This window comes from Methylophaga sp. SB9B, from assembly GCF_004832235.1.
In the GTDB taxonomy this organism is placed as follows: domain Bacteria; phylum Pseudomonadota; class Gammaproteobacteria; order Nitrosococcales; family Methylophagaceae; genus Methylophaga; species Methylophaga muralis.
Genome location: NZ_SSXS01000001.1, coordinates 233,982 through 258,384 on the forward strand (window position 1 = coordinate 233,982; position 24,403 = coordinate 258,384).

Below are 24,403 nucleotides of genomic sequence, written 5' to 3' on the forward strand. Positions count from 1 at the left end.
CACGAGCAGCAATTGAAGCGTTATAATGGGCGGATTTTTCTGACCCGGCGATATGTTTTAATGAATCCAGATCTGGCGCGATTACATCCTTATCCCTTTGAGAAACTTGCCGAACTGCAACAAGGCTGCACCCCTCCAAAAGCCTTGGCGCATATTTCGTTATCCATAGGTGAGCCAAAACATCCAACTCCCGGCTTTATTACTGAAGCGGTCATCAGTCATTTGCATGGCTTATCAGTGTATCCAACGACTGCTGGAAGTATCGAGTTACGTCATACTATTGCCAATTGGTTGGATCAACGGTTTCAGCTTGCGGGACATATTGATCCTGTTTCACAGATTCTGCCTGTTAACGGTACCCGCGAAGCATTGTTTGCTTTTGCCCAGGCGATAATCGATCGTCGTAAAGACCCACTGATTGTGATGCCTAACCCGTTTTATCAAATTTATGAAGGTGCAGCCTTTCTGGCTGGCGCCGAACCGTATTTACTGAATTGCACCGAAGAAACAGGTTTTGTACCGGACTTCGATGAAGTACCACCCAGCGTCTGGTCTCGTTGCCAGTTGTTATATCTGTGCAGCCCAGGCAATCCGACTGGTGCTATCGTAGATGCTGAAACACTGACAAAGCTGATTCAGCTAGCCCATGAGTATGATTTTATTATTGCGGCAGATGAATGTTATTCGGAAATCTATTTTGATGAAGCTTTGCCACCCGTCGGGTTGTTACAGGCAGCAGTAGCTGCAGGCTATACCGATTTAAGCCGCTGTGTAGTTTTTCATAGTTTATCCAAGCGTTCTAACGCACCGGGTTTACGTAGCGGGTTTGTGGCGGGTGATGCCAATGTTATGAAATCCTTTTTACGTTACCGTACTTATCATGGCTGTGCGATGCCGCCCTCTACCCAGTCTGCCTCAATCTCAGCATGGTCTGATGAAGCGCATGTTGCACATAACCGGCAGCTGTATCGAGAGAAATTCGATGCCGTTTTGGAAATTTTATCCCCGGTTATGAATGTGACTCAGCCCGAAGCGAGTTTTTATCTGTGGGCGGAAACCCCGATTGCCGATACTGATTTTGCTCGCGGCTTATTTGATCAATATAACGTCACCGTGTTACCGGGGCGTTTTTTAGCCAGAGATACCAAACAAGGTAATCCTGGCGTTAACCGGATTCGTATGGCATTGGTTGCACCACAAGATGAGTGCGTCGAAGCGGCTATGCGGATCCGTGATTATATTGAAACCCTATCTTAAATTATTTGGAGAAACCGATGAGCGATATCCAGCAGATTATCGAAACGGCATTTGAGCGCCGTGCAGAAATCACCCCAGCCAATGCCGACGCGGAAGTACGTAATGCTGTTAATGAAGTATTGGCGTTGCTCGACAGTGGTAAAGCCCGTGTTGCTGAAAAACAAAATGGTGATTGGGTCGTTAATCAATGGCTGAAAAAAGCGGTTCTATTATCGTTCCGCTTGAATGACAACCGCCCTATGTCGGGTGGTGAAACCCAATACTTCGACAAAGTTGAGCCAAAATTTGCCAACTTTACCGAAGCTGATTTCAATACCGCCGGTGTGCGGGTTGTTCCTCCAGCTGCGGCACGTCGTGGCTCATATATCGCGCCAGGCGTGGTATTAATGCCTTCTTACGTGAATATCGGTGCTTATGTTGATTCCGGCACCATGGTCGATACCTGGGCTACTGTTGGCAGCTGTGCACAAATTGGTAAAAACGTACATTTATCTGGTGGCGTAGGCATCGGTGGCGTGCTGGAACCATTACAAGCAGGCCCGACTATTATCGAAGATAACTGCTTTATCGGTGCCCGCTCTGAAGTGGTTGAAGGCGTTATCGTTGAAGAAGGCTCAGTGATTTCAATGGGCGTATACATTGGTCAAAGCACCAAAATTTTTAACCGTATGACAGGCGAAATCAGCTACGGTCGCATTCCTGCTGGTTCAGTTGTGGTGTCCGGTAACCTACCATCAAAAGATGGCAGCTACAGCTTGTATTGCGCCGTTATCGTCAAACAGGTAGATGAAAAAACCCGTGGTAAAGTCGGTATCAACGAATTACTGCGTGATATTTAAGCTATAAAAGATGCTGTTGACGGTGACGATACGCCAGTGTCGTTACCGTCTTTTCAGTGCCAATTTACGGTGTAGTCAGTAATGCAAAAACCATTGATATACTGTATCATTTCACGTCTTTTAACCCACATGGTGGGTTCTTCCAGGTGAGACGGCAACGATGAAACTATTTGGTATTAAGAATTGTGACACCGTCAAAAAAGCCCGGCACTGGCTGGATGAACATCAAGTGTCTTACCAATTTCATGATTTTCGAAAAGATGGACTCGACCAGCCCACTGTTGAACAATGGTTGAACTCCGTCAGTTGGGAGCAGCTACTCAACAAACGTGGCACTACTTGGCGTCAGTTAGATGATCCCCGCAAAGACCAGCTTGATCAACATGTCGCTATCGAATTAATACTTGCCCATCCCACCCTTATCAAACGCCCGGTCATTGAAGATGAATCCGGTGTATCGATAGGTTTCAATGAATCTGATTTCCAGGCCCGCTATGCAAAATAATTTCTCTGAAACTGTTCAGTTAACTATTGATTTGATTCAGCGTGACAGTGTTACGCCAGCCGATAAAGGTTGTCAGGTTATGTTGGCAGAGCGCTTAGCGAACAGTGGATTTAATGCTGAATATTTACGGTTTGGTGAAGTGGATAATCTGTGGTGCCGCCGAGGCCATAATGGTCCGTTATTTGTTTTTGCTGGTCATACCGATGTTGTGCCTACAGGTCCTGTAGATAAATGGACTCATGAGCCTTTTGCCGCCAAAATTGATGGCGATATCTTGTTTGGTCGCGGCACAGCCGATATGAAAGGCAGTATTGCTGCTATGGTGACTGCTTGTGAGCGCTTTGTGGTTGAACACCCTCAACATGCCGGTAGTATTGCTTTTTTACTGACCAGCGATGAAGAAGGTCCGGCCACTGATGGTACGGTTAAAGTCATTGAAACCCTGCAGCGCGCCAGGATCATATCGATTGGTGTGTGGTCGGTGAACCAACCAGTACTGACAAAGTAGCTGATGTAGTTAAAAACGGTCGCCGTGGTTCGTTAAATGGTTATCTGACAGTTAAAGGTAAACAAGGTCATATTGCTATCCACATCTGGCAGATAATCCGGTACACAATCTTGCCCTGCTCTGGCTGAACTATGTGCAGTGCAATGGGATCAAGGCAATGCAGATTTTCCGCCCACCAGCTTTCAGGTATCCAATCTAAACAGCGGTACCGGTGCAACCAATATCATTCCCGGCACAGCAGAAATGATTTTTAATTTCCGTTATTCCACCGAAGTCACTCATGAAGAGTTGCAACAACAGGTTGAGGCGATTCTTGATAAACACGGTGTGGCATATCAATTGGATTGGATTTTATCTGGTAAACCATTTCGTACAGCTGGAGGCAAATTGCTAGAAGCCGTGCAAATAGCGGTTAAAAATGTAACCGGTTACGACACAACATTATCAACGTCCGGAGGTACATCCGATGGTCGTTTTATCGCACCAACCGGTGCACAGGTGATTGAGCTTGGTCCGTTAAACGCCACCATTCACCAGATTGATGAACATGTGTCGATTGCCGATCTGGATACCTTGTCGGCTATCTACCAGCAATTACTCATCGAATTGTTGGTGAACTAAAAAAATGCAACTTCGGCACACCAAACATCTGTTATGGCTTTTTGCAGCAGCATTCTTGCTGATGCAATCCATAGCTGTTTGGCATGATGCCGAGCATGCTTTTCACGAGCATATTGCATTATGTGATCAGTTAAATGTTGTTAGTCATACCCCTTCAATTGATGCTAACCATCAACTTAGCATCGGTGTATGGCAACAACGTTTCCAGCTTGATGCTACTGTTTATCCCCCTGCTCGTTTTGAAAATACTTATCTCTCGTTCGCGATCCGCGCCCCACCCGTTATCTCATAGCGTTCTGATTTTGATTTATTGTCGTTTTCTTATTTAGAAAATGGCTGCTGATTTCTGCTATGAGGATTATTCGTGATGAATAAAAAACCACTTGTAGTGCTGCTTGCCGCAGCACTTTCCACTATGGCTTCTGTAGCGTTTGCTGCTGAAGATACTGTTGATATTCCACGTCTGGTGGTCACTTCCGACCCTTTAGGCAACCGGACATCTGACGAATTGATTCAACCTGTTACCGTCATTGCCGGTGATGAACTCAATCAAAAACGTGCCAGTACATTAGGTGAAACATTAGATGGTCTGCCAGGTGTACATAATGCTGACTTTGGTCAGGGCGTAGGCCGTCCTGTTGTGCGCGGTTTACAAGGCTCACGCGTGCAGGTTCTGGAAGATGGCTTGAGTACCTCGGATATTTCTGGAGAAGGTGCTGATCACGCTATCGGACTGGATACAGGACGTGCCGATCAAATTGAAGTGTTTCGTGGCCCAGCCACTCTGTTGTATGGCAGTGGCGCAGCTGGTGGTGTTATCAACGTCCGCAGCAACCGTTTTAACCCGGAATTTGGTGACTCTCCAAGAGTGGATGGCCAAATGTCATACGGTTTAAATGGTCATGACCGTCAGGGTCGACTGGGATTAGAACTGCCAATGGGCGACAGTTTTGTTTTACGCACCGATTATGGTGTGCGCCGCAGCAGTGATTTTGATATCGATGGTTATCAGGAAAAAGGTCAACGTTTCGGTCGTAAAGACAAGTTGCAAAACAGTGAAGTTGAAAATGATGTGTTCTCAATCACTGGGCTATATAAAGGTGATTGGGGTTTTGCTGGATTAGGTTATAGCACTTGGAAAACTCAATACGGCATTCCTGAAGTGTTTTTGGGTGACGGCGAAGAAGAGCAGGAACAAATTCGCGCAAAAAATGATCGCTTTGATTTCCGCAGTGAATTCAATGATCCTTTACCAGGCTTTAAAACTGCTCGTCTGAAAATGGCATATACCAGCTATCGACAGCAGGAAATCGGTTCTGAGTTTGATGATGGTGCATTCGTTGAAAGTGAAGTTGAAACCCGCTTTAACAATAACGAAACCGAAATGCGTCTGGAAATGGTGCATAACCCGATAGGTGACTGGCAAGGTGTTGTCGGTTTGCAGTTTAATGATCGTGATTTTGAAGCTGAGGGTGAAGGTCATAGCCATGGTGGTGGTGGCGGTCATAGCGATGGTTTTTATATCCGTGGTAATGATACACGTACCGTCGGTTTGTTTATTCTTGAAGAACGCCCGACACACTTTGGTCGGTTTGAAGTCGCGGCTCGTGTTGATCACGTCCGTTCCAGCTCAGATAACCTGAGTGAAGACCGCGAAATTGATCTCCCTGATGGTAGTGAAGAAGAACAAGCAGCCAGTTTGAGCAGTCGTAGCTTCACCCCGTTCAGCTTATCCGCGGGCACAATCATCGATGTGGATCCGGCTCATCATTTAAGAATGTCAGTCACCCGCTCACAACGTGCTCCTTCGGCTGAACAACTTTATGCCTTTGGTCGCCATGCAGCAGCGGGTACAGTTGAGATTGGTGATCCTAACCTTGGCAAAGAAACCTACACTAATTTTGAAGTCGGTTTTGATCGTCATATCGGCGCATTTCGCTATGATCTGACCACCTTCTACAATTATGTAGATGATTTTATTTACTTGGCTTCACGCGATGATGGCACCGGTCAGGCCGTTGAGATTGAAGGCGATACATTGGTTGTCAACGAACAGCGAAATGCCAAATTTTATGGTGTCGAATTTGGTGCCATTACCGATCTGGTAGAGGGCCCTATTCCGCTCAGCATGCGTCTCTCAGCTGATCATGTACGCGGCAAACTCAGTGGTGGTGAAGATTTACCACGTATGAGTCCGACTCGGGTTGGTATCGGTTTTGATACTTCCTATGCTGATTGGGATTTCAGTCTCGACTATCGTCGAGTCTTTAAACAAACCAAAACCGCTGTCACTGAAAACAATACCAGCGGCTATAACCTGGTTTCCTTTGATGCAAGTTGGTCACCAGCTAGCTTAAAGGGAGCTCAAATCTTTCTTCAAGGGCGTAATTTGCTTAATGAAGATGGTCGCCGGCATACCAGTTTCTTTAAAGATGAATCACCGATTCTGGGCCGTACCCTATACACCGGTATCCGCTTTGATTTTGGCGGTTAATCGCTAATTCGATCTTTGCAGTATTAGGCCCGGCATTGCCGGGCCTTTTTTTTGTGGAGCAAAAGTAAGGATCCTGCTAGATTGAAACCTTTTTAATGAGTAACCACAAATGGCTTTAATTGAAACTGGCGACGATATCAGCAGTATTAAACTGATTTACATCTTCAATTTAGTCGGCTCACTGATTTACCCAATGCTAATCATGGGCGCCTTAGTTGCTTATGAAAAAAAACCTAAAGCAGCAGACTGGTTGCAATCACATTATTTGTTTCAAATTAATGGTTTCTTTATCAGCCTGATCTTACTGATGGTTTCATGGGGACTGTTGTGGATGGGTAATTTATACGGTTTGGCCGTAATGGTAGTCTGGATTGTCTGGAATATCAGCCGCAGTGTAAAGGGTTTAAAAACGCTTAAGGCTCAACAACCCATTGCCAATCCTAAAAGCTGGTTATTAGGCTGACTAGCCGCGAAAAATAGCTAATGGCCCGGTTGCTTGTTGGGTAGGCATAATCTCCATTGTGGTGACATTCATATGCACCGGGGTATTGACCAGCCACCAGATGGTATCCGCAATATCCTGAGCGGTAAGCGCAACAGTGTTTTCATAAACCTTGTCCGCACGCTGCTCATCGGCTTTAAAGCGCACCATGGAAAACTCGGTTTCCGCATTTCCAGGCTCGATATTAGTTACCCGAATCTGTGTGCCCAGTAAATCTGCGCGTAAGGCCAATGAAAACTGTCTGACAAAAGCTTTACTTGCGCAATACACGTTGCCGCCCGGATAAGGCCAGTTTCCAGCGACAGAACCGATATTTATGAGATATCCCCTGTCTCGTGACTGCATGCCCGGTAAAACCAGTCTGGTGCATCGCATCAAGCCTTTAATGTTGGTATCGACCATGCGTTCCCAATCTTCCGGATCAGCAGCATAAGCCGGCTCCAGTCCCAACGCTAACCCCGCATTATTGACCAACACATCAATCTGTTGAAATTCCTCAGGGAGATCAGCAAATGCCTGTTCTGTCGCCTGCCGGTCACTGATATCAAAACAACTGATACAGGTCTGTTTTGAGCCGCCCAGTTCCGCCTGCAAATTCTGCAGACGTTCCAAACGGCGGCCAGTAATAATCAAACGCCATCCGGCTTTGGCAAACAGCCTGGCACAGGCTTCACCAAAGCCAGCGGTAGCACCGGTGATCATAATTACCGGAGATGATAGATTTGTATTGAAAGCGTTCGTCATAATTTCTTTCAGACTCAGTTTATAGGCAGCAGGAATAGATTATCAGGCACCTTCTGCAAACACGATAGTGCGACGGCCACTGACAATAATGCGATGTTCAATATGCGCTTTCACTGCACGTGCCAGGACTAAGCGCTCGATATCCTTGCCAATCATGACTAAATCTTGCGGGCTATTATCATGACGTACGCGTTCAACATCCTGTTCGATTATTGGACCTTCATCGAGTTCGGCGGTCGCATAATGTGCGGTGGCGCCAATCAGTTTAACCCCGCGCTCATAAGCCTGGTGATAAGGTTTGGCCCCCTGAAAAGCCGGTAAAAATCCATGATGAATATTAATAACCTTACCGGCAAATTCTTTAACAAACTGCTCAGACAGAATTTGCATGTAACGTGCCATCACCACCAGATCAATCTGATACTCTGAAAGTAAGGATTTAATCTGTGCTTCCTGTTGTAGTTTGGTTTCTTTGGTGATAGGTAGATGATAGAACGGTTTATTGAACTGCCGCGCCATATTCTCCAAATCGGGATGATTACCGATAATGACGGGAATCTCGCATTTCAACTCGCCTTCCAGTTCCCGCAACAATAAGTCATAAGGACAGTGCGACGCTCGGGTGACCAGTAAAGCCACACGGTAAGGTACATCAGTAAAGTGAACTGACCAGGTCAATTGTAAGCTGTCTGCTAACGAGCTGAATTGTTGTTGTAAGGCTTGATTAGGCATTTGCCCCTCATCTTCCACCTTGAGGCGCATAAAATAACGACCATGCTCAGTATCGGTATATTGCTGACAGTGCAGAATATTGTAACCTCGTTCTGCAAAAAAACCGGTGATGCCAGCCAGCAACCCTTTTTGATCGGCACATTGAATCAGCAACACGATGGCTTTCATGGAGAAACGACCTCTACTGGCTTAAAATCAAAGCGCAGATGCTAGCACTTTGTGGCTGTTTTATGAATATTCATTATATTTGTCAGCCCGACCTTTAACTTTCTCCACCGGGTATTTCGCAGCGTTTTTATCCATTTTTCGTTTAATCGCCTGCTCAAGGTCAATATTCAGGTCGTAGCACAAATAACTCAAATACACAGCGACATCAGCGATTTCATCTTCCAGGGCTTCGCGCTTATCCGTCTCCAGCATTTGCTGAATTTCCGTCTTATCGCGCCATTGAAACCATTCCAGCAGCTCAGCCGCTTCGATAGATAACGAAATCGCAATATCTTTGGGATTATGAAATTGCTCCCAGTCACGTTCACGGCGAAATTCAATTAATTGTTTTAATAACTCAGCGTTAATCATCTGCAAGAAACCTATTTACTTGCTCAACAAAAATATCCGGTTGATCTGCATGCACCCAATGTCCGGCATTATCGATCACTACATGCTCGGCGTTAGGATAAAAAGATTTAATCTGCTGCCAATCATTATCCGTGACATAGTTTGATTTTTCGCCACTGATAAACAGGCTGGGCACTTCAACAACTTCAATTGACTCAACACTTTGCAGCAACCCTGGATAACTACAAAACAAAGCCTGCAGATTGATACGCCAGTTAAATTCTTGATCATCTTTTTGCAAATTCAGTAATAAGAATTGACGTACCAATGGATCTGGCAATGTTACCGATAAAGCTTCGCTCACTTCCGTACGTGATGAAAATTTTGATAAATCTAATGCTAATAAAGCTTTGAAAATAACACTGTGTTCATCGATATATTGTCGTGGGGCAATATCTACAACAATAAGTCTGTTTACTCGATTAATAAAATTCTGGGTAAATTGCATGGCGGTTTTGCCGCCGAGCGAATGTCCCAGCAGATCTATTGTTGGTAAGCTTAAATCGTCTAGTAAATTCAGCAAATCCTCGGCCATTAAATCAAACGTTTGCTGAGGATGATGAAATGAGCGGCCATGATTACGCAGATCAACACTAATAACCTGTCGCTCGGATGAAAGGGTTTTAGCTATACCTCGCCAGTTATCGGCTGAACCAAATAAACCATGCAGGATAACTAAGGGTGGACCTTGGCCAATTGATTGATAGTGTAATCTCATAATAGTTAAGTTATCACGTTATAATGCGTGATTGAAAAGTTTGGAGAAAGTGAACGTGGATGAAGCAATTTTGATGATACTGGTCAAGCAATATGCCGATCGATTTGGCATAACCTTCAGTTCAAAGCATTTGGACGATGAAGTGAAAAAACAACAGTTAGTCAGTTTGATGCAGGAAGCGTTAGCAGGAAAACGTGGACCGGTTACAGATGCGGATTTAAGTTAAAAAAAACACCCTTAGCATCACGCTAAGGGTGTTTTAATTGTTAAATTAGATTTTCTCAAATACTAGACAGGCATTGGTACCACCAAAACCAAAGCTATTCGACATCACAGCCTGCAACGCTGCATTATCTTTCCGCTCCAATACGATAGGCATACCTTTAGCTTGCTCATCGAGATTATCGATATTGGCAGAAGCAGCAACAAAGTCATTTTCAAGCATCAACAAACTGTAAATCGCTTCCTGTACACCAGCTGCACCTAATGAGTGACCAGACAGTGATTTAGTGGAGCCAACCAGTGGGATTTGGATTTCAGAAAAGGCTTGCTTGATAGCACCTAACTCAGCTAAATCGCCAACCGGTGTACTGGTGCCATGAGCATTAATGTAATCGACCTTACTGTTACGCATTGTAGACATGGCCATTTGCATACAACGTTGCGCACCTTCACCTGAAGGCGCCACCATGTCATAGCCATCAGAAGTGGCAGCATAGCCGGTTAATTCTGCATAAATTTTTGCACCACGCGCTTTAGCATGTTCGTACTCTTCCAGTACTAATACTCCACCACCGCCAGCGATAACAAAACCGTCGCGGTCAGCATCATAAGCACGTGATGCTTTTTCAGGTGTGTCGTTATATTTGGTCGACAAAGCGCCCATCGCATCAAACAATGAACTCATGGTCCAGTGTTCTTCTTCCGCACCGCCAGCAAAAACAATATCTTGTTTACCTAGCTGGATTTGCTCCATCGCATTACCAATACAATGCGCACTGGTTGCACAGGCAGAAGACATTGAATAGTTGACGCCCTTGATTTTGAATGGTGTGGCCAGACAGGCTGAAGTTGTGCTTCCCATGACCTGAGTCACGCGATATGGACCGACTCGTTTTAAGCCTTTTTCACGCAAAATATCAGCTGCTTCAACTTGATTTGAAGATGATGCTCCACCAGAGCCCATGACTAGTCCAGTTTTTGGATTGGACACATCACTTTCACTCAATCCCGCATCTTGAATTGCATGTTTCATCGCAATATAAGCATAAGCTGCGGCATCGCCCATAAAACGTAAAACTTTACGATCAATAAAATCTTTAAAATCAATATCAAAAAACCCGCGACATGGCTACGAAAGCCCATATCAGCGTACTGCTGTTTAAAATGGATACCAGAACGACCGGTGCGAAGTGATTCGGTAACGGTGGCAAGATCCAATCCTAAACAGGAGGTGATCCCCATACCAGTAACAACTACACGTCTCATTGTCTTGTCCTAAAAGTTGTCAGTTGATGTAAACAGACCAACTCGTAAATCTTTGGCGAAGTAGATATCGCGACCATCCACTGATACTGTGCCATCAGCAATGGCAAGTACTAGTTTGCGTGAAATTACTCGTTTCAAATCAATACGGTAAGTCACTTTTTTGGCGCTAGGTAATACTTGTCCAGTAAATTTCACTTCACCGGAACCCAGCGCTCTTCCTCTACCGGGATTACCATCCCATGCCAGAAAAAAGCCAAGTAATTGCCACATAGCATCTAGGCCCAGGCAACCTGGCATGACCGGATCACCCGGGAAATGGCATTTAAAAAACCATAGATCCGGATGAATATCCAGTTCAGCAATGATTTCACCTTTTCCATAGGCACCACCATCATTGGAAATATGACTGATACGATCCATCATCAGCATATTGGGGACTGGCAGTTGGGCATTGCCCGGGCCAAACATTTCTCCGTGGCCGCACTGCAAGAGTTCCTCGAAGGAAAAAGATGATTGCTTACTCATGAAATTCTAAAATAACCCTACAAATTAAGCACGACATAATAGCATGATAGTTTGATTGCAGAAAAAGTTGCAGCTATCCACGTACAGGTTCTAAAAAAAAGCCATACCCCACGGGCATGGCTTATCGTTTGATTAAACTATGGAAAATCTAGTTTCGACTATCAGCAACAGTTGTAGCGGCTGCTGGTGCAATAATTTCTAAACTTTCCAGCAGTGCTCCAATACTGTTAAGCACCCGGTATTTGGTGAAAAGCTCATCGTACTGCGCGTTGGTCAACGATATCCGTGCTCTGAACAATTCGTTTTCAGAATCCAGTAAATCCAATAATGTGCGCTGACCGATGTTGAACTGCTGTTGGTAAGCATCACGGGTTTTTTCTGCTGCATCAGCATATTGTTCGAAATAGGACATCTGCCGGCGAACGGTTTCTAATGCATTCCATGATAAACGGACACTTTGCTCAACTTGTCGATGTGTATTGTTACGAATTTCAGCAGCTTGATTGATTAGAAATGCGGTTTCTTCTCGGCGTGCTTTATCTCTACCGCCATTAAGCAAGTTATAACGCAAGCGGAACATAGCTGTAACATCTTTATCAGTTCCTCGAACCCCATCGATATCATGATCGTTTCGAGTTCCTAATTCAAAATCCACACGTGGTAAAAATGCTGCTCTGGTCACATCATGCTGCGCATTGGCTGAAGCCACATCGGCTTGAGCAGAGCGCAAGGTTGGATGATTTTGAAGCGCTATGTTCACAGCTTCTTCAATACTCGAAGGCATAAAGGGGTCAGGCGTCGGCGGTTCTGATAGTGAGCTTGGCGCTGCGCCAATTACTCTTAAATAATTAGTCTCGGCATCACGCAAATTGCTTTGTTCGGCCATTAGATTTGTTTCAGCCAAAGCCAAACGGCCAAAACTTTGATCCATATCGCTCGCCGACCAACGCCACGTTCACTACGTAAAGTTATCTGATCGTGAGTGCGTTGATGAGACTCAAGATTGGTTTGAGCTAACTCAACCAGTTGTTGACGCCGTAAAACATTGAGATAGGCTTCTGTGGCTTCTAAAGCAGTATTCTCTGCCACACTGTAAACTGAATGAGCGCGTGAGTCTGTTCTTGCTTTATGGCGCTCTACCTCATTTTTAGTGAGACTGCCATCGTAAAGCATTTGCCTGAGATTCAAACTGGCTTCATCACGATTCAAATGTATTTCACCATCACCGCGATTACGGGTTGCTGGACTGTCAGTTGATTCCCAACCAGTTCCAACACCTAAGTCAATCGTCGGAAAATATCCGGCTCTTGCCTGATCAATTTCTTTAGAAACAGCCTGACGTTCACTGACCGCAGCCAATACGTCTGGGTTGGTTTTTAAAGTGGTGTGAATTGCTTCCTGCAAAGTTTCAGCTTGCACTGAACTAAAGCACAGCAATGTCGGGATTATAAAAAGCGCTTTGTTCATAATCTTTTCCTAATTCAAAGCAGTAATCGGTATTTTTAGGGTTAATAACCGCTTACAGCTCCCCCCCCCCAAAGCAATACCTTCCTATTCCATTCGATTCTGATTGTAGACAAAACAACTCAACTACACAATGCGAGCTTATCTCAGATCGCGAAACACAATCGCGAGTGAAAGGCGATCCGGTAAATTCATTTTTTGAAAATGGCGGTTAAATGTGCTTTAACCGTTCTTTCAGTAATATTCATATTTCGGGCAATCATTTTATTGGTTGCTCCGTGACTTACCATTTTGGCTACTTCTAATTCTTTAGGGGAGAGCGTTTCTGCCGCTCGACGCTGCTTTTCACTTACTTCAGGGAGATGACTAATTTCATCAATCAAACCGGAAATAACATGACGCTCTACCCAAACCTCGCCATTAGTAATCAGCAATAAGGCTTCCTGAAGTTTGCTCATCGGCAGGTTTTGGTTGAAATAACCGCGAGCCCCTTGTTTTAAGGCTGCAATTTGTACTGGGATTGGTCGTGGAGGTCCTATCACCAGAATACGGCTATCCGGACATAATTTTTTCAGCTGTCCGATGATTTGTGAAGGATTATCATCTAGTAAAAATTGATGACAGAGCACCAACTCCGCTGTTTGTTTTTTGAGTGCCTCAAGTAAACCATTAATATCTTTGTACAGACTGACATCGTAAATAGCTGGCAACGCGTCAGTTATAACTCGCGCCACATCATTATCTGCTGTTGCCAGATAAAGACTTTTTTCAGTCTCTGTAATTACTGTCATGGTTCAACCTTAGCCTCAACGTTCTCTCAACGCTTCATTTTTAGCTTTAAGTATGGGCTTTAATAGGTAATCAAGCACGGTTTTTTCACCCGTAAGAATATCCACTGTCACCGTCATCCCTGGAATTATTCCTAATTCGCCCAAACTACTTTTTATATAATTTTGTTCTGTGCGTAAATAGATAAGATAAAAACTTTCATCTTCATCATTTGTTATGGTATCGGCACTAATACGCTCCAACTTAGCTTGCAAACCACCATAAATGGAAAAGTCATACGCTGTAAACTTTACCATCGCCTCCTGTCCAGGCCTTAAAAACGCAATATCCGCCGGACGAATCTGTGCTTCAATTAATAAATTATCTTCTAACGGCACAATTTCTACCAGATCCATACCTGGTTGTATAACCCCGCCAATGGTATTAATCATCAAGCGCTTAATAGTACCTTTCATCGGCGAGCGAACATTGGTGCGGGTAACTCGATCTGCCAGTGCCGATACAGATTCTTCGGTTCTTGCCATTTCAGCACGGACATCACTTAGTTCTCTGGCCGCTTCAGATTTAAAACGGGTAGTGGCTTCATTTATTTTCTGTTGCACTTCATCCATTGATGAGCGAATACGCGGAATGGCCAATCTGTTTGAATCCATTTCACCTCTCAAATCATTGACTGTACGCCTCAGTCTCAACAACTCGACTTCGGACATAACACCAGCCGCGACCAATGGCTCTGACATTTGCAATTCCTGATTGCTAAGCTCAAAACTGCGACTCAGTTGTTCTTGTCTGGCCTGTTTTTCAACTAATTCTTGTCTACGCTGTTCAGCTTGCCGTTTTAAAACATCAATTGTGGTTTGCAACTGTAATTGTCGTGATTGATAAAGTGATCTTTCTTCTGCAACCAATGCTGGTTGCGCCTCGATCAGAGCAGCGGGAAGCTCCAAAGGTTTACCTTCACTTTCGGCAGCTAATCTCGCTGTCCTGGCGACTAACTCCCAATATTTAAGTTGTGATTCACGAAATGATGAGGAGAAGCGCGTATCGTCTATTCTTAATAAGATGTCATCTTTTTCAACCAATTGACCTTCACTGACCAGAACGTCAGCCAATATTCCACCTTCCAGGTTTTGTATCACTTGAACTTTACTGGAGGGAACCACCTTACCCTGACCACGGGTGACTTCGTCAATTGCCGCGACACTAGCCCACCACAATGCTGTACCAATAAATGCCGCTATCAACAACAACAAAACATGTCCGCCCCAGTGAGTTGACGCCATGGTCGCCGCACTGATTTCAGACATAAAACTGATATCTTCATTATTTTTTTTAGACCAGGCCATCCATTTATCCTTTAGAAACCCGGATATGACCACTTTTCAATGCAGCCAGAATTTGCTCACGTGGCCCATCCGCCACTAATTTTCCTTGATCCATAACTAACACTCGATCTACCAGACTTAACAACGAAGCACGATGTGTAACCAGAATAAGGGTTTTATCTTTGATAATGTCATTGAGCTTTGCTTTAAACCGCTCTTCACTGCTGTTATCCATAGCATTAGTTGGCTCATCCAACACTAAAACCGGGGGATCCAATAACAAGGCTCGCGCCACAGCAATACTTTGCCGTTGGCCACCTGATAGGCCTTCACCACGCTCACCTACTGGCATATCAAATCCTGATGGATGTCGATTAATAAACTCCGTCACGCCAGCAATCTCTGCTGCGCGAAGCACTGCTGAATCTTCAGCAAAAGGTGCTCCTAATGCGATATTGTCTCTGACACTCCCATAAAACAGCATCACATCCTGCGGCACATAACCGATTGAGCGACGAAGATCGATTGGATCGATCTGCCGAAGATCAGTTTCATCTAATAAAACAGCACCGTCAGCGGGCTCATATAACCCCAGAATAAGTTTTTCTATAGAACTTTTACCTGAACCTATCCGCCCGATTATCGCTACTTTTTCACCTGGAGTGAGCTTGAAAGAAACATCGGTTAATGCATCTATTGCTTGTTCGGGATAGCGGAAACTGACTTGCTTGAATTCAACACCACCTTTGAATTTTTCTCGATGCAAAAACTCCCGGCCATTTGGTCGTTCAACCGGTAAATTCATCATATTATTCAAAGAACCCAAAGCAGCTTTTGAATGGTGGAAACGGGTTAAAATACCCGCCAGTTGCCCCATCGGTGCCAGCGCTCTTCCTGCCAGTATGGTGCTGGCAATCAATGCCCCCATACTGATTTCGTTTTCACTGATTTTATAAACACCATAAACCACCACAGCGATAGTGGTCATCTGTTGTACAAAAGTCGTTAAATTCACCGCTGCGGAAGAGAGCAGTTTTGCTCTTTGACTGTATTTGGAAATTGAACCCGCCGTTTGCTCCCATTTGCGTTGCAAAGGTGTTTCAGCCCCGAGACTTTTTATAGTTTCTAGCCCAGTTAAAGTCTCGATAAGCGTGGCGCTTTTTTGGCCGGCATGGCGAAACAATTGTTTGATGGCTCGTCCAAGCGGGATCTGAATAATCAAACTAATCAAAATAGTGATTGGAATTACTGCCAGCGGAATATAAGCCAAATCGCCGGCAATCATCCAGATAACTGCAATAAATAAGAAGGTAAACGGCAGATCGATTAATGTGGCAAGGGTGGCTGAAGTAAAAAAGTCTCGAAAGGATTCGAACTCTTGCATGCTGTTGGCAAAACTGCCGACTGAGTTTGGCCGGGCAGCCATTTTTATACCCAACACTTTTTCAAAAATCGTGGCCGATAAAATAACATCGGCTTTTTTGCCAGCAGCATCAATAAAATAGCCGCGTAAAGTGCGCAGCAATAAATCAAATACAAACACGATAGCCAAACCAATCGCCAACACCCAAAGAGTTGCCAGCGCATGATTCGGTACCACCCGATCATAGACATTCATGACAAATAATGGTGAGGCAATGGCAAATAGGTTGACCATGATAGAGGCTAGAAACACTTCGCTATAGATAGGCCAGAATCGCGTCAAGGTTCCCCAGAACCAATGTCTTGCACGAGGAATACTCGAAATTTCACCGCGTTTATCAAAATGCTGAACCGCTTTTATAAAAATTGCGTAACCAGTGTAATGAGCTTGCAGATCTGCCAGATCGACAAGAGATTCCGTTTCGCCACTCTCGGGATAAATCACCGTGGCTTGCTTCCCATCTAACTTCAGCAAAATACAGGCATTACCATCATTCAGTAAAAGTACAGCCGGAAGCACTAGAGGAGAAATTTTTCGTAATGTGCGCTTAACGACTTTTGATGATAAACCAGCGCGCTCTGCTGCTCTGGAAAACAAATCTGGTGTCAGTCGATTATCAACCAACGGAATACCTGCAACCATCGAGTCTGGACTGTGGGGTTTTTGTAGCAGTTTCGTCAGAACGGTAAGACAGGCTAATAAGGGATCGTCATGGGTTAAATAGGTTGCCTCCGCATCCCATTGCCGAGTTTGTCCTTGTTGATTGGTTGCTTTATGTTCCATGTAATACGACGACGCTATCCAACTCAAAATGTGAGGAGTTTCACAGTTTTTTTCTTTACTGTAAACCTATGACCGCTTAATCTTGCTCAAAGTAGCACAATCCAGAAATAGCGGGAACAATTAAGATGGTATACATCGAGCGCGATGAGAATGGCCAAATAATCGGAGTATTTAACGCTCCGCAGAGCGATAGCAGCCAATATATTTCACCGCAGGCACCCGAATTACTCGAGTTTCTTGGACAATCCAATCGTCATGAAGATATTCAAACCATTCTCACTGCTTCAGATATGGCGATGGTTCGGGTTATTGAAGACTTAGTGGGCACACTGATAGATAAAGGTGTGATTTTATTTACCGATCTGCCTGAGGCGGCACAGCAAAAGCTAGTTCAACGCAAAAAAATTCGCCACCAGCTTAATTCATTGGAAAATTTAATGAACGAAGATGAGGGCTTACTCTAGGGGCTGCTGATGTTTCTGAGATGTCTCTGAAAAGATCATCAAACCCTCTACTTTTTAAGTCTCTCTCTTCTTTGCTCGACTCGCTATTATCCGCTTGCGCTTTTCCTGTGGAGTTTCGGGTTGCTTTTTTTTGCGCTCTTGGAACGGATTTTCACTGGTTTTGAACTCAATCATCACCGGTGTTCCCTGCAATTTAAGTGCAGTGCGGAAATAATTTTCCAAATAACGTCGATAGCTATTTGGTGTAGCTTCAGTCTGGTTTCCATGGATAATTATGCGTGGGGGATTTTTACCGCCCAAATGAGCATAACGGTATTTAATCCGGCGTCCGTTAACCAAAGGCGGCTGATGATCGGCAACAGCTTCTTCTAAAACTCTCGTCAATTGTGGCGTCGGAATTTTAGCTAAAGCCGAGCCATACGCTGTTTTTACGGATTTAAGTAATAAGCCAACACCACTGCCATGTAAAGCAGAAATAAAATGGGTTTTGGCAAAACTTAAAAATGGCAGACGACGTTCAATATTGGTGGCGACCCACTCACGTTCCTGTTTTTCAAGACCATCCCATTTATTAACCGCGATAACCACAGCCCGGCCGCTTTCAATAATCAAACCGGCCAAATGCAAATCCTGATCAACAATACCTTCATGTGCATCCAATACTAACAACACCACATTGGCGGCTTCTATAGCTTGTAATGTTTTAACAATACTGAACTTTTCCAATGCCTCTGAAACTTTGGATCGACGTCTGACACCGGCAGTATCAATCAAGATGTAGTTCGTCCCTTCTTTCTCGAAGGGAATATAAATACTGTCACGAGTGGTGCCAGGCTCATCAAAAGCAACAACACGATCCTCACCTAACAGACGATTAACCAACGTCGATTTACCAACGTTTGGTCGCCCAACAACGGCTAGTCGGATATCACCCGAAGTATCATCTTCAGCCTCTTCCTCTTCCGTTTCAACAATGCGGATAGCAGGTAAGTCGCGCATCAAGGTATTCATTAAATTACTGATACCACGACCCTGGGTTGCTGAAATAACTTCTGGCTCACCCAATCCAAGCCGATAAAAGTCGGCGGCTGCTAGTTCACGTTGTTCGCTCTCAGTTTTATTAATTACCAATAAAACCGGTTTGCCGACATTGCGTAATTGCTTGGCAATGAGTTCATCTGCCGGCACCACACCAGCTTTACCATCCACTAAAAATAAGATCAGATCGGCTTCAACAATCGCTAATTCGGCTTGTTTACGCATCAGATCTGACATGTCGTCACCCTGTACGGTCAAGCCACCAGTGTCGATAAGAATAAATTCAGCTTCATCATGCCGAGCATTGCCGTAAATGCGATCACGGGTCAAACCCTCATGATCTGCCACCAAAGCATTACGGGTTTTGGTCAGACGATTGAATAATGTAGATTTGCCAACATTCGGCCGCCCAACAAGGGCAATAACAGGTTTCACAGTTAAGGGATCCGGATGGCGGTTAACTTGCCGCCTGTTGTCATCACATAAAGCACACCATCGCGAACGATAGGTTGGCTGCGTATAGCATTTTTATCAATTCGTTGGCGGGCAACAAAACGTCCATCAGAACGCGATACCCAATGCAGATAGCCTTCAAAGTCACCTACTACAACATTATCACCAGCAATTACCGGCGCAGAAATTGAGCGTCTTAATAATAATGTTTGACGCCATAATGAATCACCGGTGCCATCAGCAATAGCCCATAAATAACTCTGGTCATCACTGACATAAACTGCATTAAAAGGATCAACGGCAATTCCGGAAGTAGATGACATTTCTCTATCCCAAAGCGTTTGTCCGGTATCAACATCCATGGCAGCGAGATTACCTTGGAAAGCTACAACATAAACAATACCATTATGAATAACTGGGTCCGCATCAATATCAACCAATCTTTCGAGTTCAGTTCGACCACTAGGAATTGCGACACTTCTATCCCAAATAACTTTGCCATCATTAAGGGAAAGTGCAACTAACTTCCCATTGTCATAACCCGCTAGAACACTTTGACCTTCAATGATTGGGGCACTTACCCCACGTAAACTCAATAACGGTACTGCCCGCTGGTAATTCCAGAGAACGTTGCCATTACTAGCTGATAGAGCTGTTAAACGGCCATCAGCAGTTCTAACGACAGCACTACCACCACCAACTTTTGGTGGAGCTAATACCTCGCTACTGAGTCGTTGACGCCAGAGCTCTTTACCGGTGGATTCATCTAAAGCCACAACTTCACCGGACTGGCACCAACTACAATGAGTCCTTCTCCACCACCGACACCGCTGGCTACTGAAATATTTAATCGAGTACGCCATTCGCGTCGACCATTTTCAATGTTATGGCTACGAACATCTCCTTTATGATCAACCGTTACAATTGAGTTGCCTTGCAACCAGGGAGCCATATTTGCATAGGCCGTATTTGCCCCATCGCCAGTATTGGTGGACCAGATATTTTTCGGTTCAAATTCAACTTGAAATTCCGTTAGTTCTGCAGGAGGTGCTTCATAGGCATCTGCAGCAAAAAACTCTTTAATCGTTCCACATCCAGCCAAAGCTGTAAGAACTATCCCGATAAACAGGTTTTTTAGTAAATTAGCCTTCATTGATAACAGCCGCATCATCTCGCTTCATTTCCAATAGAATCTTACGGGGATCATCGGCATCCATGCTTGAGATAGCATTACGATAAGCTTCATAAGCTTCTGCTTTATTCTCCTGGACGAGATGAATATCGCCCTCCAGTTCGGCAAACAGAGAAGTAAAGCCTGCTGAAGCTGACTGCTGGGCTAGTTGCATGGCTTGTTCATATTCACCTTGATCAATCAAAACCCGCACCATACGTAATCTGGCTAAATCTTTTTGGCCAGTCAGCTTTGCTTTATCTGCTGTCCATTTCAAATATTCCAAAGCAGCGGCGGCTTGATCATTGCGGACTTGTTCTGCGGCAAGTTCAATGACAGCAAATGCTGCATAAGGCGTTTTGGAATGAGATTGCATGAGCTCTTGAGTCAGATCTTCAGCAGCAGTCAAATCCGCTTCGCTAATATTGAACTGAACTTGCTGATACATTGCTGCAGCTTGCTCAGTTTTAGCTTGTTGGAAATTTATCCAATATCTGCCGCCAAAAATAACAGCCCCACCTAATACCACACCGGTAACTACTGAGCGGCCATTTTCACGCCACCAATTTTTTATCGCTTCGCCTTTTTCATCATCCGATGCGTAGATATCCATCGTTTACTCCTTGCATACAGCAATTATGTGTAAAGCCATCACTGTTTTATAAGTGAATCAAAGTGCCAGATTATACGTGTTTCTTCGCTGATTGTACTAACCAGCTCTGACTCAGTTCTTTTGCATCCTATAGACACATAAAAATTAAGTTGTATTGTTTAAAAGTTCAGTTAATGAATATTTTGAATTAAGTAAAACATCTGAAATTTATAAACATCAACAATAAGATATTTTTTTCTTAATGAGGCGTTGAGTTTTTCTGTTAACTGATTCGGCTTTAATATCACGTAGATTGTTTGGATGATTATTCTGCCGCTTGCATAGGGTACTATTGCAGTCAGGATTTCCGGTCAGAACATTTGCAGCATAGATGAGTCTACCGGAGTAGATTTGGGCATGCATACTATCCTTTCGATGCATGCTAACGACTTAATGTCGTTACAAAGGAAATTCAGCTTCTAGTTATACTAACGGATGATTCCACCTTGTTGTTTATCCAGAAAGTCAATGAAGATCTCTAACTCAGCTGCTTCCTGTTGGATATCCTGCAACTTCTCACGAGCCTGCTCCATTCGTAAGCCTGAACGGTAGACCAATTTATATGCCTGTCGAATATTGCGGATTTGTGTATCGGTGAAAGAACGTCGACGTAAACCTTCTACATTAATACCGACTGGTTCAGCCATATGACCTGAAACCAAGACATAAGGCGGTACATTTCGTGAAATGACACTGCCCATAGCACTAAAACAATGCGAACCAAGGTGATTGAATTGGCTAACTAAAGTGAAGCCACCCAAAATAACCTGTTGATCAACGATCACATGTCCGGCTAGCGAAGCATTGTTGGCAAAGATATTGTCGTCACCAATGATACAATCATGGGCAATGTGAACATAAGCCATGATCCAGTTGTTACTGCCAACCTTAGTAATACCTCCACCTTGTACCGTACCACGATTGATAGTGACTGATTCACGGATCAGGTTATTATCGCCAATCTCAAGTAAAGTAGGTTCGCCATGATATTTCTTATCCTGAGGCTCTTCACCTATAGAAGAAAATTGAAATATCCGGTTATTGCGGCCGATTCTAGTAGGACCATTAATCACCACATGGGAGGCAATTTCTGTACCTGAAGCGATTTCAACATTCGCTCCGATTATGCTATACGCACCGATAACTACGTCATCGGCAATTTTCGCACTGGGATCAATTAAGGCTGTTTGATGAATCACGAAGGCATTTCTTGGTTAACACACATAATATCCGCACTGACAACGACCTCTCCGTCAACAGTCGCCTGTCCGTAAAACTTCCATAAATTACGCTTATTTTTAATTAACTTTACTTCTAGACGAAGTTGATCGCCAGGTTCAACGGGTTTTTTAAAACGGGCATTATCAATACCTGCGAGGTAGTAAAGAGCCTCATCGGAACGAATTTGATCAGCTGTTTTAAATGCCAGCAGTCCTGTAGCCTGGGCTAAAGCCTCAAGGATTAAAACTCCTGGCATAATCACGCGTTGTGGAAAATGTCCGGTAAAATGTGGTTCATTAAAGGTTACATTTTTAATACCAACCAGATGTTCACCCGGTGTAAATTCAATCACCCTGTCAATTAATAAAAATGGATACCGATGCGGCAACAGGCGTTGAATTTCATGTATGTCAATGGTGTTCAATCTGATTATCCTTTAGGATTTATATTTTTGTTTGCAGTAATCTTACGTTGAGACACTGTTGCGGTAAAGCCGAGTCTGTATGCTTACAATGAAAACATTCATTGATTCAACTTGGCTTCTAATTGTTTTATTTTGTCGTTTAACTTATCTAGTTGTCTGTAACGAACTACGTTTCGATGCCAATCTCTGGTAGGTTCTACCGGAATTCCTGAAGAATAGGTCCCTGCAGTCATAATTGACTTTGTCACCATGCTCATACCTGTTAATTGAACCCCATCAGTGATTTCAATATGCCCGGCTATCCCAGTCCCACCACCAATAGCACAATGAGAACCAATACGAGTACTCCCTGATATGCCTACACAACCAGCAATCACAGTGTGCTCACCGATGAAAACGTTATGACCAATTTGAATTTGATTGTCCAATTTGACCCCATTGCTAATGATAGTGTCATCAATTGCTCCACGATCAATAGTTGTGTTAGCACCGATTTCTACATCATCCCCGATAATAACTTTACCTACCTGAGGGATCTTTAACCATTTGCCCTTATCATTAGCTATACCAAAACCATCTGCACCAATAACCACTCCGGGATGAATACGAACTCGTTGACCAATGCTAACTTTTCGGCATAACGTCACATTTGACATCAAACGGGTATCAGCACCAATTTTGACATCATTTTCAACAATGCAGCCGGGACCTATAACAACATTGTCACCGATCTGAACATTGGCGCCGATAAATACCTGTGCAGCAATCCTGGCAGAATTAGCGATATTACAGTTATCGCCAATCACCACACTGGAATGAATACCGTTATCAGGCAGTTCTTCAGGGTATAACAACGAGGCAACTCTAGCATAGGCAACATAAGTATCATCAATGACCAACGCATTGGTTTTCACCTCAGCCAAATCATCTGGTGAGACAATCACACAACCGGCAGAAGTAGATTTAAGATATTGACGATACTTGGTATTGGCTAAAAAGCTGATGTCGGTATCCTTTGCATTTTGCAAGGTACCGACACCTGTTATCTTTTTGTCCGCATTTCCTACCAGCTGCGCACCAATTTCAGATGCTATTTGTGCTAACGTCCAAACCACACGATGACTCTTATTTCGCTTTCAATCTTTCCAGCACTTTAGCGGTCAAATCTGCCCGTTCACTGGCAAAGATAACGCCTTGATAAAGTACCAAGTCATAAGATTCTTTTTTAGCAAGTTCGACGATAGTTTCGGCGATTTCTTCTTCTAACTTACGCAACTCTTCGTTACGACGGATAGATAAGTCTTCACTGTATTCATCTTGCAAACGTTTCAATTCACGTTGGTCGTTAATAATTTTACGTTCTTGGGCCTGACGTTCGTCATTGCCTAGCACGGCTGCATCACGATTCAATTTATCCTGAGCTGCACGAACTTCTCTGAGCTTATTTTCGAGTGATTTGCTGCGAGTTGAAAATTCTTTTTCCAATCTTGCTAAAGCACGTTCTTTCTGTGGAGACTGATCTAATACAACACTGGCGTTAACAACGCCGATTTTCATTTCAGCTGCATAAACAGGGCTGACCATTAAAGATGCCAATAACAGGCCAACAATCTTGATGTTTTTCACTCTTAACTCCGATAGTTAA

Annotated in this window: 26 protein-coding genes and 2 pseudogenes; 9 read left to right on the forward strand and 19 right to left on the reverse strand. The window is 44.0% G+C overall.

The window, feature by feature from the left end:
- The first annotated feature begins 60 nt into the window (after nt 1-60).
- The 7 genes and pseudogenes from dapC (at nt 61) to E8Q33_RS01200 (ending at nt 6,687) form a co-directional block, all read left to right on the forward strand.
- On the forward strand, nt 61-1,257 hold the full coding sequence (gene dapC, locus E8Q33_RS01170) for a succinyldiaminopimelate transaminase (protein WP_069296373.1): 1,197 nt from the start codon (nt 61-63) through the stop codon (nt 1,255-1,257).
- A 17-nt stretch (nt 1,258-1,274) separates the two neighbouring features.
- The gene (gene dapD / locus E8Q33_RS01175; RefSeq protein ID WP_069296374.1) at nt 1,275-2,096 is read left to right on the forward strand and encodes a 2,3,4,5-tetrahydropyridine-2,6-dicarboxylate N-succinyltransferase; all 822 of its coding nucleotides are present in this window, start codon (nt 1,275-1,277) and stop codon (nt 2,094-2,096) included.
- Nucleotides 2,097-2,256: 160 nt separating this feature from the next.
- Nucleotides 2,257-2,601 (forward strand): ArsC family reductase, encoded by a 345-nt coding sequence (locus tag E8Q33_RS01180; protein WP_136552263.1) that lies wholly within the window; start codon nt 2,257-2,259, stop codon nt 2,599-2,601.
- Nucleotides 2,591-3,730, forward strand: a pseudogene (dapE, locus tag E8Q33_RS01185) (succinyl-diaminopimelate desuccinylase). The gene E8Q33_RS01180 and the pseudogene dapE overlap by 11 nt, the downstream one beginning before the upstream one ends.
- Nucleotides 3,731-3,734: 4 nt before the next feature.
- A complete protein-coding gene (locus E8Q33_RS01190; protein ID WP_136552265.1) occupies nt 3,735-4,022 on the forward strand; it encodes a hypothetical protein in 288 nt (95 codons plus the stop codon).
- A 75-nt stretch (nt 4,023-4,097) separates the two neighbouring features.
- Nucleotides 4,098-6,224: a TonB-dependent receptor gene (locus tag E8Q33_RS01195; RefSeq protein WP_136552267.1), complete on the forward strand. Its 2,127-nt coding sequence runs from the start codon at nt 4,098-4,100 to the stop codon at nt 6,222-6,224.
- Nucleotides 6,225-6,333: 109 nt separating this feature from the next.
- On the forward strand, nt 6,334-6,687 hold the full coding sequence (locus E8Q33_RS01200; RefSeq protein WP_069296379.1) for a hypothetical protein: 354 nt from the start codon (nt 6,334-6,336) through the stop codon (nt 6,685-6,687).
- On the opposite strand, the gene E8Q33_RS01205 is transcribed toward E8Q33_RS01200, so the two are convergent.
- From E8Q33_RS01205 to E8Q33_RS01220, 4 genes are read right to left on the reverse strand one after another with little or no spacing between them, the layout of a single operon-like run.
- Entirely contained in the window at nt 6,688-7,470 is a 783-nt protein-coding gene (locus E8Q33_RS01205) for an SDR family oxidoreductase (protein WP_136552269.1), read from the reverse strand.
- Between the two features lie 42 nt (nt 7,471-7,512).
- Nucleotides 7,513-8,370, reverse strand: coding sequence for a formyltetrahydrofolate deformylase (gene purU, locus E8Q33_RS01210; protein ID WP_136552271.1), 858 nt, complete (start codon nt 8,368-8,370; stop codon nt 7,513-7,515).
- Nucleotides 8,371-8,430: 60 nt separating this feature from the next.
- A complete protein-coding gene (locus E8Q33_RS01215) occupies nt 8,431-8,781 on the reverse strand; it encodes a nucleotide pyrophosphohydrolase (protein ID WP_136552273.1) in 351 nt (116 codons plus the stop codon).
- Nucleotides 8,774-9,538, reverse strand: a complete 765-nt coding sequence (locus E8Q33_RS01220) for an alpha/beta fold hydrolase (protein WP_136552275.1) — start codon at nt 9,536-9,538, stop codon at nt 8,774-8,776. The genes E8Q33_RS01215 and E8Q33_RS01220 overlap by 8 nt, the downstream gene beginning before the upstream one ends.
- 55 nt (nt 9,539-9,593) lie before the next feature.
- Between E8Q33_RS01220 and E8Q33_RS15400 the strand changes: the two genes are divergently transcribed.
- On the forward strand, nt 9,594-9,764 hold the full coding sequence (locus E8Q33_RS15400; protein WP_168800108.1) for a hypothetical protein: 171 nt from the start codon (nt 9,594-9,596) through the stop codon (nt 9,762-9,764).
- 45 nt (nt 9,765-9,809) lie between these two features.
- Here E8Q33_RS15400 and fabB read toward each other — a convergent pair.
- The 7 genes and pseudogenes from fabB to E8Q33_RS01250 all read right to left on the reverse strand — a co-directional run bounded on the left by fabB (nt 9,810) and on the right by E8Q33_RS01250 (nt 17,335).
- A pseudogene (fabB, locus tag E8Q33_RS01225) lies at nt 9,810-11,026 on the reverse strand (beta-ketoacyl-ACP synthase I).
- A gap of 9 nt (nt 11,027-11,035) precedes the next feature.
- Nucleotides 11,036-11,551, reverse strand: a complete 516-nt coding sequence (fabA, locus tag E8Q33_RS01230; RefSeq protein WP_041354415.1) for a 3-hydroxyacyl-[acyl-carrier-protein] dehydratase FabA — start codon at nt 11,549-11,551, stop codon at nt 11,036-11,038.
- Nucleotides 11,552-11,699: 148 nt separating this feature from the next.
- Nucleotides 11,700-12,482 carry a TolC family protein gene (locus tag E8Q33_RS15835; protein ID WP_247869861.1) on the reverse strand — a complete coding sequence of 261 codons (783 nt, stop codon included), beginning with the start codon at nt 12,480-12,482 and terminating at the stop codon, nt 11,700-11,702.
- Nucleotides 12,437-13,018 carry a TolC family protein gene (locus E8Q33_RS15840; protein ID WP_247869862.1) on the reverse strand — a complete coding sequence of 194 codons (582 nt, stop codon included), beginning with the start codon at nt 13,016-13,018 and terminating at the stop codon, nt 12,437-12,439. Before E8Q33_RS15840 ends, E8Q33_RS15835 begins: the two co-directional genes overlap by 46 nt.
- 188 nt (nt 13,019-13,206) lie before the next feature.
- A complete protein-coding gene (locus tag E8Q33_RS01240; protein WP_247869863.1) occupies nt 13,207-13,806 on the reverse strand; it encodes a response regulator transcription factor in 600 nt (199 codons plus the stop codon).
- Between the two features lie 15 nt (nt 13,807-13,821).
- Nucleotides 13,822-15,150: an HlyD family type I secretion periplasmic adaptor subunit gene (locus tag E8Q33_RS01245; RefSeq protein WP_069296387.1), complete on the reverse strand. Its 1,329-nt coding sequence runs from the start codon at nt 15,148-15,150 to the stop codon at nt 13,822-13,824.
- A 4-nt stretch (nt 15,151-15,154) separates the two neighbouring features.
- The gene (locus E8Q33_RS01250) at nt 15,155-17,335 is read right to left on the reverse strand and encodes a type I secretion system permease/ATPase (RefSeq protein WP_136552277.1); all 2,181 of its coding nucleotides are present in this window, start codon (nt 17,333-17,335) and stop codon (nt 15,155-15,157) included.
- Nucleotides 17,336-17,460: 125 nt separating this feature from the next.
- Between E8Q33_RS01250 and E8Q33_RS01255 the strand changes: the two genes are divergently transcribed.
- Complete coding sequence (locus E8Q33_RS01255; RefSeq protein WP_136552279.1) at nt 17,461-17,799, forward strand: hypothetical protein; 339 nt, start codon at nt 17,461-17,463, stop codon at nt 17,797-17,799.
- Between the two features lie 54 nt (nt 17,800-17,853).
- Here E8Q33_RS01255 and der read toward each other — a convergent pair whose 3' ends face one another.
- From der to E8Q33_RS01290, 8 genes are all read right to left on the reverse strand, one after another.
- A complete protein-coding gene (gene der / locus E8Q33_RS01260) occupies nt 17,854-19,272 on the reverse strand; it encodes a ribosome biogenesis GTPase Der (RefSeq protein ID WP_136552281.1) in 1,419 nt (472 codons plus the stop codon).
- Nucleotides 19,273-19,274: 2 nt separating this feature from the next.
- Nucleotides 19,275-20,066: an outer membrane protein assembly factor BamB gene (bamB, locus tag E8Q33_RS01265; protein ID WP_247869864.1), complete on the reverse strand. Its 792-nt coding sequence runs from the start codon at nt 20,064-20,066 to the stop codon at nt 19,275-19,277.
- Entirely contained in the window at nt 20,057-20,443 is a 387-nt protein-coding gene (locus E8Q33_RS15845; RefSeq protein ID WP_247869865.1) for a hypothetical protein, read from the reverse strand. The genes bamB and E8Q33_RS15845 overlap by 10 nt, the downstream gene beginning before the upstream one ends.
- Nucleotides 20,433-21,074: a tetratricopeptide repeat protein gene (locus tag E8Q33_RS01270; protein WP_136552284.1), complete on the reverse strand. Its 642-nt coding sequence runs from the start codon at nt 21,072-21,074 to the stop codon at nt 20,433-20,435. The genes E8Q33_RS15845 and E8Q33_RS01270 overlap by 11 nt, the downstream gene beginning before the upstream one ends.
- A gap of 467 nt (nt 21,075-21,541) precedes the next feature.
- A complete protein-coding gene (gene lpxA, locus E8Q33_RS01275) occupies nt 21,542-22,312 on the reverse strand; it encodes an acyl-ACP--UDP-N-acetylglucosamine O-acyltransferase (protein WP_069296393.1) in 771 nt (256 codons plus the stop codon).
- Nucleotides 22,309-22,758, reverse strand: coding sequence for a 3-hydroxyacyl-ACP dehydratase FabZ (gene fabZ / locus E8Q33_RS01280; RefSeq protein ID WP_069296394.1), 450 nt, complete (start codon nt 22,756-22,758; stop codon nt 22,309-22,311). The genes lpxA and fabZ overlap by 4 nt, the downstream gene beginning before the upstream one ends.
- Before the next feature lie 98 nt (nt 22,759-22,856).
- Entirely contained in the window at nt 22,857-23,873 is a 1,017-nt protein-coding gene (gene lpxD, locus E8Q33_RS01285; RefSeq protein ID WP_136552286.1) for a UDP-3-O-(3-hydroxymyristoyl)glucosamine N-acyltransferase, read from the reverse strand.
- 10 nt (nt 23,874-23,883) lie between these two features.
- Nucleotides 23,884-24,384 (reverse strand): OmpH family outer membrane protein, encoded by a 501-nt coding sequence (locus E8Q33_RS01290; protein WP_069296396.1) that lies wholly within the window; start codon nt 24,382-24,384, stop codon nt 23,884-23,886.
- Nucleotides 24,385-24,403: the final 19 nt, after the last annotated feature.

Excerpts from the sequence above, each read along its gene's own strand:
- E8Q33_RS01200 (WP_069296379.1), top strand. The coding sequence starts at position 6,334 with ATGGCTTTAATTGAAACTGGCGACGATATCAGCAGTATTAAACTGATT.
- E8Q33_RS01245 (WP_069296387.1), bottom strand. The coding sequence starts at position 15,150 with ATGGCCTGGTCTAAAAAAAATAATGAAGATATCAGTTTTATGTCTGAA.
- E8Q33_RS01270 (WP_136552284.1), bottom strand. The coding sequence starts at position 21,074 with ATGGATATCTACGCATCGGATGATGAAAAAGGCGAAGCGATAAAAAAT.
- E8Q33_RS01180 (WP_136552263.1), top strand. The coding sequence starts at position 2,257 with ATGAAACTATTTGGTATTAAGAATTGTGACACCGTCAAAAAAGCCCGG.
- fabA (WP_041354415.1), bottom strand. The coding sequence starts at position 11,551 with ATGAGTAAGCAATCATCTTTTTCCTTCGAGGAACTCTTGCAGTGCGGC.
- E8Q33_RS01220 (WP_136552275.1), bottom strand. The coding sequence starts at position 9,538 with ATGAGATTACACTATCAATCAATTGGCCAAGGTCCACCCTTAGTTATC.
- E8Q33_RS01240 (WP_247869863.1), bottom strand. The coding sequence starts at position 13,806 with ATGACAGTAATTACAGAGACTGAAAAAAGTCTTTATCTGGCAACAGCA.
- E8Q33_RS01255 (WP_136552279.1), top strand. The coding sequence starts at position 17,461 with ATGGTATACATCGAGCGCGATGAGAATGGCCAAATAATCGGAGTATTT.
- E8Q33_RS01215 (WP_136552273.1), bottom strand. The coding sequence starts at position 8,781 with ATGATTAACGCTGAGTTATTAAAACAATTAATTGAATTTCGCCGTGAA.
- E8Q33_RS15845 (WP_247869865.1), bottom strand. The coding sequence starts at position 20,443 with ATGAAGGCTAATTTACTAAAAAACCTGTTTATCGGGATAGTTCTTACA.
- E8Q33_RS01250 (WP_136552277.1), bottom strand. The coding sequence starts at position 17,335 with ATGGAACATAAAGCAACCAATCAACAAGGACAAACTCGGCAATGGGAT.
- purU (WP_136552271.1), bottom strand. The coding sequence starts at position 8,370 with ATGAAAGCCATCGTGTTGCTGATTCAATGTGCCGATCAAAAAGGGTTG.
- E8Q33_RS01190 (WP_136552265.1), top strand. The coding sequence starts at position 3,735 with ATGCAACTTCGGCACACCAAACATCTGTTATGGCTTTTTGCAGCAGCA.
- E8Q33_RS01195 (WP_136552267.1), top strand. The coding sequence starts at position 4,098 with ATGAATAAAAAACCACTTGTAGTGCTGCTTGCCGCAGCACTTTCCACT.
- E8Q33_RS01205 (WP_136552269.1), bottom strand. The coding sequence starts at position 7,470 with ATGACGAACGCTTTCAATACAAATCTATCATCTCCGGTAATTATGATC.
- dapD (WP_069296374.1), top strand. The coding sequence starts at position 1,275 with ATGAGCGATATCCAGCAGATTATCGAAACGGCATTTGAGCGCCGTGCA.
- dapC (WP_069296373.1), top strand. The coding sequence starts at position 61 with ATGAATCCAGATCTGGCGCGATTACATCCTTATCCCTTTGAGAAACTT.
- E8Q33_RS15835 (WP_247869861.1), bottom strand. The coding sequence starts at position 12,482 with ATGGATCAAAGTTTTGGCCGTTTGGCTTTGGCTGAAACAAATCTAATG.
- E8Q33_RS15840 (WP_247869862.1), bottom strand. The coding sequence starts at position 13,018 with ATGAACAAAGCGCTTTTTATAATCCCGACATTGCTGTGCTTTAGTTCA.